The organism is Amycolatopsis sp., from assembly GCF_036008905.1.
Lineage (GTDB): Bacteria > Actinomycetota > Actinomycetes > Mycobacteriales > Pseudonocardiaceae > Amycolatopsis.
This window is the reverse complement of sequence record NZ_DASYMU010000074.1, coordinates 1-15,764: the sequence shown is the minus strand read 5'-3', so window position 1 is coordinate 15,764 and position 15,764 is coordinate 1. Positions and strand designations below refer to the sequence as shown.

13 protein-coding genes are annotated in these 15,764 nt (G+C 67.7%); 7 read left to right on the top strand and 6 right to left on the bottom strand.

The genetic code is table 11. The annotated features are described in order from the left end of the window. Positions 1 to 378: 378 nt before the first annotated feature. Positions 379 to 1,896 carry a sialidase family protein gene (locus VGP60_RS14325; RefSeq protein ID WP_327548477.1) on the top strand — a complete coding sequence of 506 codons (1,518 nt, stop codon included), beginning with the start codon at positions 379 to 381 and terminating at the stop codon, positions 1,894 to 1,896. Positions 1,897 to 1,909: 13 nt separating this feature from the next. On the opposite strand, the gene VGP60_RS14320 is transcribed toward VGP60_RS14325, so the two are convergent. Together VGP60_RS14320 and VGP60_RS14315 are read right to left on the bottom strand one after the other, a co-directional pair. Next, complete coding sequence (locus tag VGP60_RS14320) at positions 1,910 to 2,224, bottom strand: hypothetical protein (protein WP_327548476.1); 315 nt, start codon at positions 2,222 to 2,224, stop codon at positions 1,910 to 1,912. A gap of 158 nt (positions 2,225 to 2,382) precedes the next feature. Beyond that, the gene (locus tag VGP60_RS14315; RefSeq protein WP_327548475.1) at positions 2,383 to 2,898 is read right to left on the bottom strand and encodes a hypothetical protein; all 516 of its coding nucleotides are present in this window, start codon (positions 2,896 to 2,898) and stop codon (positions 2,383 to 2,385) included. A gap of 190 nt (positions 2,899 to 3,088) precedes the next feature. Between VGP60_RS14315 and VGP60_RS14310 the strand changes: the two genes are divergently transcribed. Then, a complete protein-coding gene (locus tag VGP60_RS14310; RefSeq protein WP_327548474.1) occupies positions 3,089 to 3,649 on the top strand; it encodes an AAA family ATPase in 561 nt (186 codons plus the stop codon). Between the two features lie 54 nt (positions 3,650 to 3,703). Here VGP60_RS14310 and VGP60_RS14305 read toward each other — a convergent pair whose 3' ends face one another. Then, positions 3,704 to 3,880 carry a hypothetical protein gene (locus VGP60_RS14305; RefSeq protein WP_327548473.1) on the bottom strand — a complete coding sequence of 59 codons (177 nt, stop codon included), beginning with the start codon at positions 3,878 to 3,880 and terminating at the stop codon, positions 3,704 to 3,706. Between the two features lie 17 nt (positions 3,881 to 3,897). Between VGP60_RS14305 and VGP60_RS14300 the strand changes: the two genes are divergently transcribed. Next, complete coding sequence (locus tag VGP60_RS14300) at positions 3,898 to 4,572, top strand: hypothetical protein (RefSeq protein ID WP_327548472.1); 675 nt, start codon at positions 3,898 to 3,900, stop codon at positions 4,570 to 4,572. A gap of 132 nt (positions 4,573 to 4,704) precedes the next feature. Here VGP60_RS14300 and VGP60_RS14295 read toward each other — a convergent pair whose 3' ends face one another. The 3 genes from VGP60_RS14295 to abc-f form a co-directional block, all read right to left on the bottom strand. After that, positions 4,705 to 8,454 (bottom strand): CARDB domain-containing protein, encoded by a 3,750-nt coding sequence (locus tag VGP60_RS14295; RefSeq protein ID WP_327548471.1) that lies wholly within the window; start codon positions 8,452 to 8,454, stop codon positions 4,705 to 4,707. 451 nt (positions 8,455 to 8,905) lie between these two features. Beyond that, on the bottom strand, positions 8,906 to 10,063 hold the full coding sequence (locus tag VGP60_RS14290) for a cytochrome P450 (RefSeq protein WP_327548470.1): 1,158 nt from the start codon (positions 10,061 to 10,063) through the stop codon (positions 8,906 to 8,908). A gap of 92 nt (positions 10,064 to 10,155) precedes the next feature. Further along, positions 10,156 to 11,787 (bottom strand): ribosomal protection-like ABC-F family protein, encoded by a 1,632-nt coding sequence (abc-f, locus tag VGP60_RS14285; protein WP_327548469.1) that lies wholly within the window; start codon positions 11,785 to 11,787, stop codon positions 10,156 to 10,158. Positions 11,788 to 12,055: 268 nt separating this feature from the next. Here abc-f and VGP60_RS14280 point away from each other — a divergent pair, with 268 nt between their 5' ends. The 4 genes from VGP60_RS14280 (at position 12,056) to VGP60_RS14265 (ending at position 15,594) form a co-directional block, all read left to right on the top strand. Next, positions 12,056 to 12,700, top strand: coding sequence for a hypothetical protein (locus VGP60_RS14280; RefSeq protein WP_327548468.1), 645 nt, complete (start codon positions 12,056 to 12,058; stop codon positions 12,698 to 12,700). Positions 12,701 to 13,091: 391 nt separating this feature from the next. Then, on the top strand, positions 13,092 to 13,634 hold the full coding sequence (locus tag VGP60_RS14275; RefSeq protein WP_327548467.1) for a YbaB/EbfC family nucleoid-associated protein: 543 nt from the start codon (positions 13,092 to 13,094) through the stop codon (positions 13,632 to 13,634). After that, on the top strand, positions 13,628 to 13,939 hold the full coding sequence (locus tag VGP60_RS14270; protein ID WP_327548466.1) for a hypothetical protein: 312 nt from the start codon (positions 13,628 to 13,630) through the stop codon (positions 13,937 to 13,939). The genes VGP60_RS14275 and VGP60_RS14270 overlap by 7 nt, the downstream gene beginning before the upstream one ends. Next, complete coding sequence (locus VGP60_RS14265; protein WP_327548465.1) at positions 13,936 to 15,594, top strand: hypothetical protein; 1,659 nt, start codon at positions 13,936 to 13,938, stop codon at positions 15,592 to 15,594. Before VGP60_RS14270 ends, VGP60_RS14265 begins: the two co-directional genes overlap by 4 nt. Positions 15,595 to 15,764 lie beyond the last annotated feature (170 nt).

Genomic DNA, 15,764 nt, shown 5'->3' with positions numbered 1-15,764 from the left:
CCAGAAGCGGCTGCACTGGCCACACCTGGCACCCACACCCGAGTCGCCACGGAGCGTGGCATGCCAGTCATCCAGGGTAATGATGATCTTGAGTCGAGCTTAAGTCAGTGGCATTGCTGTCGACAGATGGCGGTAGTTGCGGACGCGGCTTGGGTGGGTGGCTCGTGAGTGGCAACAAGTGTTCTAACACTCGTAGCCACTCACGACCCGCCTGACCAGCGGAACATGCTGGCAAGCCGTGCGGAACGCCGGGAAGCACTTTCTCGCCAAAGTGTCAGCTCCATCGCCGCCTGCGCAACGCGGCTTGTACGAGTCTTGTATGACGGCGAAGGAGGCTGGTGCCCGTCACCGGAACTGAGTCCAGGATGGAGCACTCCCATGAAGATCTCCCGTGTCGCACGGGGCCTGTTCGCGGCCCTCGTCGCCACCGCGGCGGTCGGCGCTTCACCGGCCACATCCCTCGCCGCCGCTGGTCCCGCCGAGCAGCTCTCGGCGGCCGCGGTCGGCAACACCTTGGTATACAAGGAGAAAACAGAAGGTTACGACTGCTTCAGAATCCCCGCCGTCGTCAAGGCGGGCAACGGAAACCTGCTCGCGTTCGCCGAAGGCCGCAACGGCGGCGCCACGTTCTGCAACGACCGCGGCGACATCGACCTCGTCGTCAAGCGCTCCACCGACAACGGCAAGACCTGGAGCGCTCCCCAGGTCGTCATCGAAGGTTTCGGTGACACCAAAGGAAACCCGACACCGATCGTGATCCCGTCCACCGGGCGGATCGTGCTGCTCTCGGTGATGGAATGCGTCAAGAACCCTGACTGCAACCGGGTTCCGCGCGTCTCGATCAGCGACGACAACGGCAAGACCTGGGCCCCGCCGAAGGTGCTGACCACGCAGCTCGGGTTCAGCACGGCACCGGAATGGCTCGCGACCGGCCCGTCACACGGCATCGTGCTGACCCGCGGTGCGCACGCCGGCCGGATCGTCGCCGGGATGAGCTACACCACCGGCGGCAAGAACAGCGGCGCGCTCATCTACAGCGACGACCAGGGTGTCACCTGGAAACGCGGCGCCACCGACACTCCGGCGACGTCCGCGTTGAACCCGCAGGAGATCAGCGTGACCGAACTGGTCGACGGCCGGATCTACGCGGCCGCCCGCAACCAGGCCAACAACGGCAACAAATGCCTCGACGGCGGCGCGAAGAACCGCGGTTCCGCGATCAGTTCCGACGGCGGGGCGACCTTCTCCACGAAGTTCACCTACGAAGAGGATCTGATCACGCCGGTCGTGCAGGCCTCGACCGCCCGGATGACCGCGACCGACCAGGCGGGCAAGTACAACCGGCTCCTGTTCGCCGGGCCGTCGGTTTGCGACCGTCGTAAGGAACTGGTCGTGCGGTCCTCGTTCGACGAGGGTGCCAACTGGCAGGGCAACGCCGCGGGCACACTGGTGTGGAGTGGTGACGCCGCGTACTCCGACATGGTGCAGCTGTCCTCGGGTTCGGTCGGTGTCCTGTACGAAGCCGGTCCTACCGGAAACGCCAACGAGACCATCCGCTTCTCGACCGTCACCGAAGCCTCCCTCGGCGCCCCGGCGTGCGGCGGTGGCTATGACGTCATCGACTCGGCTCCGCTGGGCACGGCGGGCTCGGTTTACCTGTCCTACAACGCTTCCAACGGTCAGAACTGTGTCAGCACGATGAAGAGCGCGTCGGCCGGGACGTCGACGGCGATCGCGGCCTATCTCGAGGTCGCCGGTTCGGCTCGGATCACCGATTCCGGTTCGTTCTCCTGGTACGCCGGTCCGGTCCGCGCCGCCGCGGCGGGCAAGTGCGTCCGCTGGGGTGGTACCGCGGGTGGCGTCGCCTACAACAGCCCGCTGGAACACTGCGGCTGAACGTCTCCACCCCTCAGCAAGTGCGGGTGTAGGTGACGGGTCCCGCTGTACCGATCGTCGCGGCCAGTACGCCGTCGTCGGTCAGTGCGGCGGGGCCCGCGTCGTCGGGTTCTGTGCTGGTGAAGAGGGTGTGCGTGAGTACGCCGTCGTCCCAGATTCCGAGGTTGTAGTTGTCGGCCGGACCCCGATAGACCCCGGCGATGGTGGTGCCGGAATCGACCAGCAAACCGCTCGCCGACTCGGTGAGTTGATGGACGACGTGGCCGTCGATGCCGAGTTCGACGGGCGCGAGGTATGGCGGAGTGGGGTTGAGCGCGGTACCGGCCACACGGCCGTTGCGGAAGGCTTCGGGCCAGAAACCGACGCTGGGGGCGGTGGGCGGGATTTCGCTGAAGGTGCCGTCGGCGGACCGGACGATCGCTGAGGCCGGGCCGCCTTCGGTCTCGATGAGGATCCGGCCCTGCTCGTCGATGTCGATCGGGGCCGCTAGTAGTACTGGGCGGGGTCCGGGTTGATCACCACGACGGTGCCCGGGCTGGCGGCGGGCCAGAACGCCACGTTCACGTTGGTGAACTCGTCGTTCGCCGTGCCGACGATGTCACCGGCGTCGTTGATGGCTTTCGCCTTCACACCGCGCATTCCGGCGGGTACGGGCAGGCGTTCGTATCCGCCGCCGCGGTAGACGACGGTGTTGTTGATGTATGCGTCGCCAAAGGTCTGACCGACCGCGACACCGGAAGCGTTGATGTCCCGGAGTTCGGTTTGCTCACCGAACGCACGGCCGAGATCTTCGACCTGGCCGTTGTGCCATCGCAGCCCATTCCCGGTGTCTCCGCTGCCGACGACCCAGCCGCCCGACGCCGCACTGCTGACCGAACTGCGCGCGGTCGTGGATCCGGTGGGCACCGGTAACGAGGTCATCGACCACGCGCATTCCGGTGGCGACGCCGCCGCGGGCATCGCGGGCACCACCGAAGCGACCAGCCCGGCCGTCAGCGTCACCAAAACTCTTGTGATCCCCCCATGTGCCGCCCCTCCATGCGCCAAGTTCTTGAGCTGAAGCACGCGAGGCCAGGACCGGGCGTTGTCCCGCTCCCATGTCCGTTTCCGGTTCGAGATAGGCGCGATTCGCGCAAAACCCACCGCACATTTGGTAAAGGAACCTTTACGTTCCGTGTGGCGTTGGACGGGCATGACCGAGCGTACGACCATCGCACTCGGCCGTCGCGATCTCGTCGTCGTCGCGGGGTTGCCCGGTGCGGGTAAGACGACGATGCTCCGCCACGCAGCGGACGGCGTCCCCGTGCTCGATTCGGACCAGGTGCGGGAACGCCTGCGCGCGGCCTTGCCTGACGCGTTGCCCTACCGCTGCTACCGGCCGTTGGTCCATGCCTGGCACCGCGCCCGGATCCTCCGCCAGGCGGTGCGCGACGACGGTCCGATGGTCGTCCACGAGCCCGCGACCAGGGCCTCCACCCGCGCGCTGCTCGCCGCGGTCGGGGCGATGACCCGGCGTCCGGTGCGGATGGTGTGGCTCGACGCCACGGCCGCGCAGGCACTGGCCGGGCAGCGCGTGCGCGGCCGGATGATTCGAGGCCGGTCGTTCGCGAGGCATGTGCGCCGCGCGGGCCGTATCCGCGAGGCACTGCTGGCCGATGAACCACCGCCCGGCTGGCACAGCGTGCAGGTGCTCAGCCGCGAAGCCGCCGACACCACGACCTTCACCGAGGCGGCTTCGCAGCGAACCAGGTGATCCGTGTGGGGCGACCTCGTGAGTGTTTACAAGTGCTCTAACACTTGTAGGCACTCACGAGCGGGTGGTGGCAGGGGTGCTTTCGTGCGCCTCAGTGATGCGGGTGTGCAGCCTGGTCCGGATCTCGTCCGGCGTGTACGTCCGCCGCCGGCGCTCCGACCGCGCGATCACCGCTCCGGTCGCGGCCACTCCGACGAACCCCGCGACGCCCAGCACCTTCCACCACTTCATCCGTCTAGGCTACAGCGGTGTCCGATACGCGGCTCGACCTCGACGAAGCGATCAATCTGACGCGCACCGGCGACGTGTGGCTGTTCCGGGGCACGACGATGGCCGACCGGGCGATCCGGGCGACGACGAACAGTCCGGTGAACCACGTCGGCATGTCCGTGGTCATCGACGATCTCCCGCCGCTGATGTGGCACGCGGAGCTCGGCAAATCCTTGCCGGACATGTGGTCCGGGACCCACCAGCGCGGCGCGCAGCTGCACGACCTGCGCGACGCCGTCGTGGTCTGGGCCACCCGGTACGGCCAGCGAGCCTGGCTCCGGCAGCTCGACCACCCCGTCACCAGGGAAATGGAGAACGCCGCGCTGCGCACGGTCGCGCGCCTGGACGGGACCCCGTTCCCGACCACGGCCAAGCTCGCCTCGCGCTGGCTGCGGGGGAGGATCCCGACCATCAAGAGCCATGCCCGCGACGTCGAGCTGGAGACGGCGTTCTGTGCCGAGGTCGTCGCCGTCACCTACAAGGACATGGGCCTGCTCGACGACAAGCACCGCCCGAACTGGTACGACCCGGGCCGCTTCTGGAGCGGCGACCAGCTCAAGCTGGTCGAGGGCGCCACGCTCGGCGAGGAGATCGCCGTGACGATCCCGCCCGGCACGAAAGTCACACCGCGGCCGCCGACACGGAACGCCTGAGCCCTTCGCCATCTGTCGACAGATGGCGGTAGTTGCGCACGCGGGGTATCACGTGATGTCGACATCTTGTGAACGGCGAAGGGGACTTTCACTGCTTTGTGGGCAGTGAAAGTCCCCTTCAGCGCTTATGACCTAGCCCGCACCACCGCCCAGCCGTGCCGGTCGGCTGTCCACGCGCCCAGCGTCAGGCGACTGGGGCTGCTGAAGCGGTGCCCCGGCGGGCTGGCCGCCGGTGATCACGAAACCCGAGCCCGGCTGGATGACGATGTTGCCGTCGGCCGAGTTGGTGATGGTCACGTTGGTCAGCGTCGCGTTGCCGCGGGCGCCGCTCATGGCGAGGATTCCCGCGCCGTTGTTGGACTTGTCGATCTTCACGTTGCTGATCACGACGTTCGGCATGTTCCCGCCGCCGTTCTTGAACTGGATGCCGTCGTAGGTCGAGTCGACGATGTCGGTGTCGCGGATCGTGACCCCGGTGATGTCCTTCGTCGACGGGAACAGGGTGATGGCACCGAATTCCTGGTCTTCGTTCCAGAAAACCCCGCCACTGCGGTAGATCCCGTTGTTGGCGATCAGGGTGGTCCCGGAGAACGCCAGGGGACTGTGATCGGTCGCCAGCATGATGCCCGGGTAGTTCATCGTGTCGTAGATCAGGTTGTTCTCGATCGAGTTGTCGTAGCCGCCGTAGATCGCGATGCCGTTCGCGCGCCATGGCAGCTGGATGGTGTTGTTGACGAAGTGGTTGTCGTGGGTGTTGTCGACGGTCTGGTCCTTCACAGCCTGGTTGGCCCAGACGGCCAGCGCGTCGTCGCCGGTGGTGCGGAACGACGAGTTGAACACCTGGGAGTTCCTGGTGCCGTTGGTGAAGTTGATGCCGTCGGCGTAGGTGTCACGGATGCGCATGCCGCTGAACTGCAGCCGGTCACCAGGTCCCCAGAGCGCCGGGATGTTGTCGTAGTCCCGGCCGACCCAGACACCCACGTTCGCGTGCTCGATCCACACGTTCGTGATCTTGGTGTCGAGACCGAACCGCCCGTTGAGGCCAACGCCGCCCTCGTCGTTGCCGTCACCGCCGCGGATCCGGCCGGAACCGAAGATGGCGATGTCGGAGATCTGGGTGTTGTTGTCGATGTCGAACCCGAAGTTGCCCTCGTGCGGATGGTTGATCCCACCGACGACGTCCTGCGGCTCGGTCAGCGTGTAGAGCTGCGAGTGCCACATCCCCGCGCCGCGGATCGTGACGTTCGAGATACCCACCTGGTTGAACTGACCGCGGTTCAGCGGGTCGTCGGTGAGGATCTTCTGCTCCTGCCGCCATTGCCCGGCCGGGATCCACACGCAGCTGATGACGCCGTTCTGGTCGTCGGTCACCGCACGCTGGATCGCGCTCGTGTCGTCGAGCCCGTCGTTGGGGACGGCGCCGTAGTTCGTGATCGACGTGCAGCCGGCGGGCTGGCTCGCCGCCGGTGCCACCTGCTCCAGGTCGATCATGTCGACGATGTAGAACGACGCCGTGTCGGACGCGTCGCGCTGCAGCTTGAACTTGGTGCCCGGCGGGTAGCTCGTCGAGAGCAGCGCGTGCGCCTCGTCGAACAGCCGCCGTGCGTCGGCCTGCGGGGTGTTCGTGAGCGCTTCAGGCCCGTCGGTGTTGCCGTAGAGCCAGCTGTGGCGCGACGACAGCGTCAGCTTCTGGGCGAAGGTGTCGTTGACGTACAGGCTGATCGTGGCTTCGATGCCACCCCCACCCGCGGCGTCCGGAATGGAGTTGCGCACCACGATCGAGTTGGACTGGTTGGTCGAGGTGAACTCGACGAACTGGCCCGTGCTGTTCAGCCGCACCGACTGCCTGCCGGAGGATTCGGTGGCGAAGTTGGTGTGCCCGAAGGTGCGCAGCGGGTCAGGCGTGAGCAGAGTGCCTTGGTACCGCGCGGATTCCGCCTCGTACTCGGTCCACGGGACAGCCGCTCCGCGTCCGACCACAATGGACTGCGAGAGCGCGTTGTTGGTCTCGCTGGTCTCCGCGACGACGTTCGTCGCGTCGGCCGTGGCGGTGATGGTGGCGCCGCCACTGGTGGCGGTCCAGCTGCCGCTGATGTTCACCGTCGCCGTCGCGCCCGCGGCGATCGCGCCGGTGTTGGTGTTGAGCGTGGTGCCGCCGACCGTCACCCGGGTGACCGTGGCCGCGCTCGCGGTGGTGCCGCGGTTGTTGACCGCGACGGTGAAGGTGACCGGCGCGCCGACGGCCGGGTTCGGTGGGTTGGTGCTGATCCCGGTGACCTGTAGGTCAGGGCCGGGTGCTTGGGCCACGACCAGTTGCGACGCGGCGGTGAAGCGGTTGTTGGCGTCGTTCTGCTCGACGACGTTGTTGGCCGGGTCGACCAGGGTGGAGACGGCGTAGCTGCCCATCGGCCGCGCGCCGACGTCCGCCGAGACCGTCGCCGAGGCACCGGCGGCGAGCCCGCTCACCGGAGCACTGCCGACGACGACACCGCCCAGGCTGAAGTCCACTGTGGTCGCTCCCGCGGCCGCGGTGCCGGTGTTCTTGACCGTGCCCGACAGCGTGATCGCGCTGGCCTCGTTCGGCGACGCGGGTGTCCACGTCGTCGAGTCGACGACCAGATCCGGGTTCGGGGCGGGAACGCCGATCGCCTGGAGTTCGGCGACCTGCCCGGCGCCGGAGCCGGTGTTCGAGGTGATGCGCAGCCGGACGTCGGCGGTACGCGCGGTCAGCGGGATCGTCACGGTGTTCGCGCCGGCGGGGGCGAAGTTGTACGCCGTCGCCGGGACCAGCGTGGTGTAGGTCTGCGACGCCTGGTCACGGCCCTGGACCTCGATGGTCTGCGTGCGCGGGCCCCAGGCGCTGTCGGGGTTGAGCTTCAGCACGACCTGGTTGAGATCGGCGTTGGAGCCCAAAGCGACGGTCAGCAGGTTCGGGTAGCTGCCGCCCGCGCCTTCCCAGTAGGTGGCGGTGTTGTTGTCGTTGGCGTTGGTGGCGACGAAGGTGAACACCGACGACGAAGCCGTGATCGCCTTGCCCACAGCCAAGTTCGCGCCCACGGTGGTACCGAACCTGGTCACCGTGTTGCTGTTGCCGGACTGGTTGCCCGCGGCGTCCTTGGCCCGCACGAAGTACGCGATATTGGTGCCCGCGGGCTGGGTGTCGGTGTAGGTGAGCACGTTCGCGCCGACCGAAGCGCGCAGGACGCCGTTGGCGAAGACGTCGTAACCGGTGACCGCGACGTTGTCCGTGGCCGCGTTCCACGTCAGGCGGATCTGCCCGGAGCCCGGCTCGGTGAAGGTCAGGTTCGAGGGAGCGGCGGGCGGCTGCACGTCGCCGGTGTCGGGGCCGTAGACCTCGAACTCGGAAACCTGGGCGGCGGGCCACGCCGTGTTGGCCGTGATGTTGAGCCGCAGGTACCGCACCGACGCCGAGGTGAACGGGATCGTCACGGTGTTGGCGGACGCGGGGTTGAACACGTATCCCTTGGGGGCGACCAGTTCGGAGAACGTCGTGCCGTTGGTGCTGCCCTGTACACCCAGGGTCTGGGTGCGGGTTTCCCAGCCGGTGGGGAGTTTCAGCACGATCCGGTTGGTGGCCACGGCGGCGCCGAGGTCGGCCTGGATCCACTGGGGGAAGCTGTTGTTCGCGCTCTCCCAGTAACTTCCCTGGTTGGCGTCACCGGCGTTACCCGGTGCGAAACCGTTGTTGGTGCTGCTCGCGGTGAACGTCGCCGCTGCCGCCGCGGCGACCGCGGCGGGCTGGACGGCGGCGGCTTCGGCGCCGGGTGCGGCCGTGGCGGGGAGGGTGGGTAAGCCGAGGGTCAGCAGGGCGGCCGCGAGTGTCGCGGCACCGACCCTGCTCAGGAGTCGCTCAATCTTCATGGGTTCCTCTGCGTGGGGATTCCGGGGGGACTGTCTGCGTGCGGAGACGGGACTTCGTGGTCGCCGAAACGGGCTCGGCCGCGGTGGGAAACCGCGACGGGGAGCGACTACGCATCGCCGGAACCGTCATCACCAGAGACCTCTCCGTTGAGGGGGCGAACGGGTTTTGCGCGGTTCCTGCACGCCACAATGCGCGCAGGAACTTCCTGGAGTCTGCGAAGTAATTACCGGGTTGATGCACGGATTTTGCGCTGCGGTGTCCAAGACTTGCAGACCCGCTACCGGGAAGTCAACGGTCAGGTCACTACGGTTACGTCCGGTTCGCGAAGAATTTTCACCCGCTACGGCAAATGGGGTAACGGCGACGTGTCTCCGCGGCGAAAGCCGGGAAGTCGGCCGGCCGAGTCATGTCGTGGTGAAGGACCCCGGAGGGAACGAGTTCGGCGTGGCGTCAGCCGAGTGTGACGACGAGACCGCGTAGCTCGTAGCCGCCGATCTCGTCGTTGAAGCCCACCCGCGGCGGGCTGGTCATGCGGACGCCGTCCAAGGCGAACAGGCGGCTGAGGAAGACGTCGGCTTCCAGGATGGCGATATGTGCACCGGGGCATTTGTGCGGGCCGTCGCCGAAGGACAGCCCGGCGGCGGCCGGACGGCCGGGGCAGACGGTCAGCGGGTCCTCGCCGACGGCCTGGGGGTCCGCGTTGGCCACGTCGACCATGACCTCGAGGAGGTCACCGGCGGGCACGGTGACCGGGCCGTCGGCGCCGGGCAGTTCGAGTTCGGCGGTGGTGCGGCGCCGGAGTCGCGCGATGACGGGTTCGAGCCGGACGATTTCGTGCAGCAGGACAAGGCGTTCCGGCTCTTCGGCCGCGCGATAACCTTGCAGTAACAAGGGATCGGCGAAGAGATGCCAGGCCGCGGCGTTGATGAACTCGCGGGTGGTGACCATTCCCGCGGCGGCGAAGGTCAGGCATTCGCCGAGGATCTCGCCCGCTGAACAGCCTTCCTCGATCAGATGGGAGATCAGGTCGTCGCGGGGTTCCCGGCGACGGGCCCGCACGGCAGGCCGGACGTCCCCGAAGTACACCCGCAGCCAGTTCGTGTTCTGGCGGAAGAACCAGTAGATCCCTTGCGGGCTGGTGAATCCCGGCCTGCCGAACTTCTCCGGGAAGAACCGTTCCAGCCGCTCCCGGATCCCCGGACGGCTCTCGGTCAGCCCGATCACCGAAGCGGCGACCTCGATGGCGAGGTGGAAACTGAGGTCCGCGAGCTGCGCCGAGCCGTCGCGCCGCAGCTTCGCGAGCTGAGCTTCGGCGACCTGGATCATCACGTCGCGGTAGTGCTCGTCGACCCGGCGTGGGGTGAAGAACCGCGCGGTCTGCCGGCGGTCTTCACGATGTTCGGGACCGTCGCGGTAGAGCACGGGACGGCGGAGGTTCTTGGGCAGCTTCTCGACGGTCTCGACACCGAGCCCGGCTTGGACGGTTTCGTTGCTGCGCAACACTGTCCGTGCCGCCGAGTAACCCCGGACCCGCCAGACGCCGTCCGCGTCGCGCCGGACCGGGCACCCCACTTCGGCGTCGCCCCGATCGATCCTTCGAGTGCCCACGAAGCCGAAGCTAGCAGTAGAACCGTTCTTGAAATACCGCCAAATCGTGAGTGACGGTTCGCCATCTGTCGACAGATGGCGAACCGTCGTGGTCACTCGGGGGCACCCGTTTCGGCCAAGCGGCCTTCGGACAGACGTAGCCAGCGGTCCACCTTGATCTCCGCGAGGAACCGTTCGTCGTGGCTGACCACCACGAACGCGCCTTCGTACGCACTGAGCGCGCTTTCCAGCTGACCGACGCTGACCAGGTCGAGGTTGTTGGTCGGTTCGTCGAGCAGCAGGAGCTGCGGCGCGGGTTCGGCGCACAGGACACACGCCAGGGTCGCGCGCAGCCGCTCACCCCCGGACAGCACACCGACCGGGAGATGGACGCGCGAGCCCCGGAACAGGAAGCGCGCCAACAGGTTCAGCCGCTGCGCCGCCGGCATCGCGGGCGCGAACGCCGCCAGGTTCTCCGCCACGGTGCGGTCGAGGTCCAGCAGATCCAGCCGCTGGGACAGGTACGCGACCCGGCCTTCGGCGCGTTTGAGCTCACCGCAGTCAGGCTCCAGCTCACCGGTGATCAGCCGCAGCAAAGTGGACTTGCCGACGCCGTTGGGGCCGGTCAGTGCGATCCGCTCGGGACCCCGGATCGCCAGAGCCGCGCCCTGTCCGGCGAACAGCGCGCGTTCGCCGAAGCGGACCTGCAGCCGTTCGCCGGCGAAGACCGTGCGTCCCGCCGGAACGTTGGTACCGGGCAGTTCCAGCGCGATCTTCTGCTCGTCGCGCACCGCACGGCCCGCCTCGTCGAGTTTGGCCTTGGCCTCGCTGACCCGCGCGGCATGCGTCTCGTTCGCCTTGCCCGCCGACTCCTGCGCGCCGCGTTTCATCGTCCCGGCGAAGATCTTCGGGAGCCCGGCGTTCTTGAGGTTGCGGGCGGCGTTGCTCGCGCGCCGCGCGGCTCGTTCGCGGGACTGCTGCATTTCCCGCTTCTCCCGTTTGACCTCCTGCTCGGCGTTGCGGACGTTCTTCTCGGCGACCTCCCGCGCGGCGCGGACGGCGTCGGAGTACTCGGTGAAGTTGCCGCCGTGGAAGCGGACTTCGCCCCGGTCCAGTTCGGCGATCCGGTCCATCCGGTCGAGCAGCGCCCGGTCATGGCTGACCAGCAGCAGGCAGCCGGTCCAGTCCTCAAGGACGTCGTACAGCTTCGTGCGGGCTTCGAGGTCGAGATTGTTCGTCGGCTCGTCGAGCAACAGGACGTCCGGCCGCTTCAGCAGTTGAGCGGCCAGGCCGAGTGAGACGACTTGGCCGCCGCTGAGCGTCCGCAGGTGCCGGTCGAAGGAAAGATCACCGAGGCCCAGCCTGTCCAGCTGGGCACGGGTCCGTTCTTCGATGTCCCAGTCGGTGCCGATCGTGGTGAAGTGCTCCTCGCTCGCGTCACCGGCCTCGATGGCGGCCAGCGCCGAGATTTTCGGCGCGATCCCCAAGAGCTCGGCGACGGTCAGTTCGCCGGCGAACGGCAGGCTCTGCGGAAGGTAGCCGAGGACGCCGTCGACCGACGCCGTCCCGTCGCTCGGCCGGTACTCGCCTGCGATGAGCTTGAGCAGCGTGCTCTTGCCGGCGCCGTTCGGCGCGACCAGGCCGGTGCGGCCGCCGCCAACGCTGAACGACAGGTCCTGGAAGACCGGCGTGTCGTCGGGCCAGGAAAAGGACAGGTTGGAACAGATGATGAACGCGGTGGACATGGCTGTGCCTTCGGGTGTGCTGAGGGCGCGCGAAAACAGCCCTTCAGGAAACGGGGATTGAGGGAACGACAAAACGGCCACAGCGGCTGCGCTGACGCGCGCCTGCCGGTGGCCGATCACCTCCGGTCTCACCCGGAAATGTCGTCTTCACCCACCACGTCTGGTCTCCCTTGTTCCCGATCACTCGCAACTCAGAGTAGCAGTAGGATCCCCTTCTCGAGATTCGATCTTGCTCGGTGGTGGCGCGGAAAAGTTGACGGTGGAGACGATGGAGCAGGTAGAAGCCCAGGCCGCGGTGGTCGCTGCGGTACGCGAGTGGGTTCGGGCGGTGGCGGCCGGCCGGGAGGCTGACGCGCCGAGTTCCGAGCTCGCCGGGTTGAGCGCGGCAGTGGCCGCGCGCCGCATGCTGGCCGACATCGCCGAAGGGGTCATCGACGACGCCGTGACCGCCGCACGGCAACGCGCCGCCGGTGGGCACACCTGGCGTGAGATCGGCGAGGCGATGGGTGTCACCGGGCAGCTCGCCGGGCGCCGGGCGGAGAAACGCGGGGTCGACACCACGCGCACGGTCACCCCGAGTGCACCGCCGGCGCTTCCGGAGGCTCATGTGCGCGAGCGTGAGGGTGTCGCCGAGCCGGGGCGCCTCCCGGTGCCGTCGGTCGCGGCACTCGGCTTGCGCCCGATGGTCCGCCGTGATCCGGCGAAGCCCGGTGCGGGGCAGTCCACCCGTGCACCGGTCCCCGCGCTCCCCGCCTATGTCCGGGACGAGACGCTCCACTTCGCCCCGCGATCCGGGCTGGGGGAGCTGGTCCTCGGCGGACTGCGGACCGGTGACGACGGTGCCGCGGCGGATGCGGGCCGAGCCGTTCGCCATCCACCGATGGCCGATTCGGAAATAGTCGCGGATGTGTAGCGTCGTCGAATAGTCGTCCATTGTTCCAGTGCGTCGACAATTGTCGAATTAACGTCGATGAATCCTGCCCGCAATAAGGCCGTGCGCTCGGCGGAGACCCTCCTCGTCACTCGTCTCGGTGACCCGCGAACGGACGACCTCCAGTCGGGACCTTCACCCTCCTGACATCGACGTTCAGTGACCAAAGTGCCTGGTCTTGCACCCCGGGCTTCCCTTTCGTACCTCAAACGCATGAAGCGGGGAACCGTCGGCGCACCTGAACGTCGTATGTCCGGAGGGTGACGGGAGGGGTGCGGTAACATGTCGCCTTTCCCGCTGACGGGCGGTCGCAGCATGCTGCCCGTCGAGGAGTTGTTTCCGGCGCAGGCATAGTTTTCGAGGAGTTGGGGACGTGCAACCGAATTTGTCACCTGGTGAGGACTTTCAGTATCTCCTCGACAAACAGGTCAGGGAAATGCAGGGAAAGGCCGCCGCGCTGACCGAGGCGTTCGCCGAATCCTCCGCCACCGTCAGCTCCCGTGACGGTGCCGTGAAGGTGACAGTGGCGCCGAACGGCTCGCTGAGCAATCTCGAGCTCGGACAGCGGGCCTGCGAGATGGGCCCCGTCCGGCTGACCGCGGCGATCATGGACGCCGTGCGCGCCGCCCAGCGGCAAACGGCCCACGCCGTCGCCGACTCGTTCATCGCGATCAACGGTGACGGCGAGACAGCCGACCTGATCCGGAGCTTCCTGCCGGTCGAGGAAGAGGAGCCCGTGCCCGCCGCGAACGACCAGTTCGCCGGGACACCCGAGCCGGAACCGGAACCCGCGCCGCCCGCACGTCCCGTACCCCCGGTGCCTCCCGTGCGGCCCGCGCCGCCCACGGCCGCACCGCCCACGCGGCGCCCCCGCCCGGCCGGCAACGGCGACGACGATGAAATGAGTCCATGGTGAGCGGTGGTTTCGAGGTCAAGTCGGCCCCTCTGATCGAGTTCGGCAACCATCTGGACGAACTCGAAGGAAATCTCAAGAGCACCGGCTCCCTGTTGCAAGGTTGTGTGACGGACGTCGGCCTGTTCGGCCTGGTCGGGCAGCTGTTCGGCGCCGGTGCGAGCACCTGGTGCGACAAAGCGCAGAAGCAGTTCAGCACCTACGCGGACACCATCGGCGGTTTTTCCGACAAGATCAGGGAAGCCGCCAAGAAGTACGAAGCCGGGGAGACCGACGCCGGTGACGCGATTGTGGGGGCCGCGAAGTGAGTGACGAGTACAAAAAGGACGACGTCGGTCTCTACAACCTGGCTCCGAACACGTCCACCGGAGCCGGTTTCTTCGACGCCGCGATCAGCCTCGACGCGGCGGTCAAGGAAGGCGACCAGGTCGCCATCGGAATCGGCTCGGCCGGCATGGCGCTGGAGACCCTGGGCATGGTCCTCGACCCGATCGGCAGCCTGCTCACCGCCGGTATCGGCTGGATCATCGAACACGTCTCCATCTTCCGGTGGCCGTTGGACATGATGTACGGCCATCCCGAGATGATCGCGGCGGCCAAGGAGGCGATCGACGCCGAGAAGGCGAAACTCGAGCAATGGTCGACCGCACATCAAGAAGCCCTCGACAAACTGATGAGGGAATGGTCCGGCAACGCGGCCGACCAGTTCAAGAAGAACATGGAAGCGGTCACCGCGCAGCTCGCCACCCTCGGCGGTTACGTGGAAGCCTCCGCGAAGCACATGCAGATCGCCGGCGGTATCGTCGGTGCCTTCCGCGGCATCGTCCGCGACATGATCGCGATGGTCCTGGCGACGATCATCAAGGGCGCGCTGATCGCGGCCGCCTTGGCGCCCATCACCTTCGGCGCCTCGATCGTGTTCTTCGTCGGGACGACGATCGCCGGGGTCGCCGTGGCGCTCGCGAAGATCGCCTCGAAGATCGCGCAGCTCACCGCGAAGCTGGGCAAGCTGCTCGCGTCCATCGGCAAGATGGGCAAGGCGGGCGACGACCTCGCCGGTGCCGCTCCTAGCGGTGGCGCCAAGCCTCCGGGCGGTGGCGCCGGTGGTGGCGGTACGCCGCCTCCGCCGAAACCGGCCGACCCAACCCCCGCGCCGCCGAAGCCCACCGACCCGCCGCCCGCGCCGCCGGCACCGAAACCGCCTGACCCGCCGCCCGCTCCGGCCACGCCGAAGCCGGACGACGCCGGTACGCCGCCACCCGCACCGGCGACACCGAAGCCGGACGATTCTGTCGTGCCGTCGACGGCCAAGCCGGACGATCCTGGTGGTGCTCCGCCCGCACCCAAGCCCGCGGATCCGCCGCCGGTGACGCCGCCGCCGACGCCGAAGCCGGACGACGCTGCCGTGCCGCCGCCGACGCCGAAACCGGTTGACCCGCCACCCGCACCGCCGACGCCGAAGCCGGTGGATCCGCCGCCTGCGCCTGCGACGCCGAAGCCGGATGATGGTGCGACTCCGCCGTCGGCGACGCCGAAGCCCGCTGATCCGCCGCCTGCGACTCCGCCGCCTGCGACGCCGAAGCCGGATGACGCCGCGACGCCGCCGCCGAAACCGGATGATCCTGCCGGGACGCCGCCGAAGACGGATGAGCCGAAGCCGAATCCCAATGAATGGGAAAAGGGGAAGCCGCTCTCCGATCAGCTCACTCAGGTGATCAAGGACAAGCTGGCCAAGGTGGACGGGGTTACGCCGGAAACCCTGAAGAAGTTCGATCACCTCAGCAACCTGTCGGTCGATCAGCTGAAGAAGATCATGCCCGACCCCTGGGCGGAAAAGTTCGAAGGTGCGGTCAAGGTGCTGACCGACCCTTGGTACGGCAAGTCGGGATTGGCCGGGAAGACGATCGTCGACCTGATCAAGGGCGTGCCCGCCAGCATCAACAACAGCGACGGCGAAGGCTGACCAGCGTCGTTGTCCTGCACCGAACCCCCCGTGGGGTTCGGTGCAGGACGGCTCAGATTTGCGTGGGCCGCGTCCGGCGGCCGGTCAACCTGGCGATACAGACGCGGACGCCGGTTTCGAAGGCGCCGACGGTGAGCGTCGTGTAGGGCATGGGGATCGGTTTGTCCCCG

Coding starts and splice junctions, on each gene's coding strand:
- VGP60_RS14325 (WP_327548477.1), top strand. CDS start 379: ATGAAGATCTCCCGTGTCGCACGGGGCCTGTTCGCGGCCCTCGTCGCC.
- VGP60_RS14310 (WP_327548474.1), top strand. CDS start 3,089: ATGACCGAGCGTACGACCATCGCACTCGGCCGTCGCGATCTCGTCGTC.
- VGP60_RS14305 (WP_327548473.1), bottom strand. CDS start 3,880: ATGAAGTGGTGGAAGGTGCTGGGCGTCGCGGGGTTCGTCGGAGTGGCC.
- VGP60_RS14295 (WP_327548471.1), bottom strand. CDS start 8,454: ATGAAGATTGAGCGACTCCTGAGCAGGGTCGGTGCCGCGACACTCGCG.
- abc-f (WP_327548469.1), bottom strand. CDS start 11,787: ATGTCCACCGCGTTCATCATCTGTTCCAACCTGTCCTTTTCCTGGCCC.
- VGP60_RS14280 (WP_327548468.1), top strand. CDS start 12,056: ATGGAGCAGGTAGAAGCCCAGGCCGCGGTGGTCGCTGCGGTACGCGAG.
- VGP60_RS14270 (WP_327548466.1), top strand. CDS start 13,628: ATGGTGAGCGGTGGTTTCGAGGTCAAGTCGGCCCCTCTGATCGAGTTC.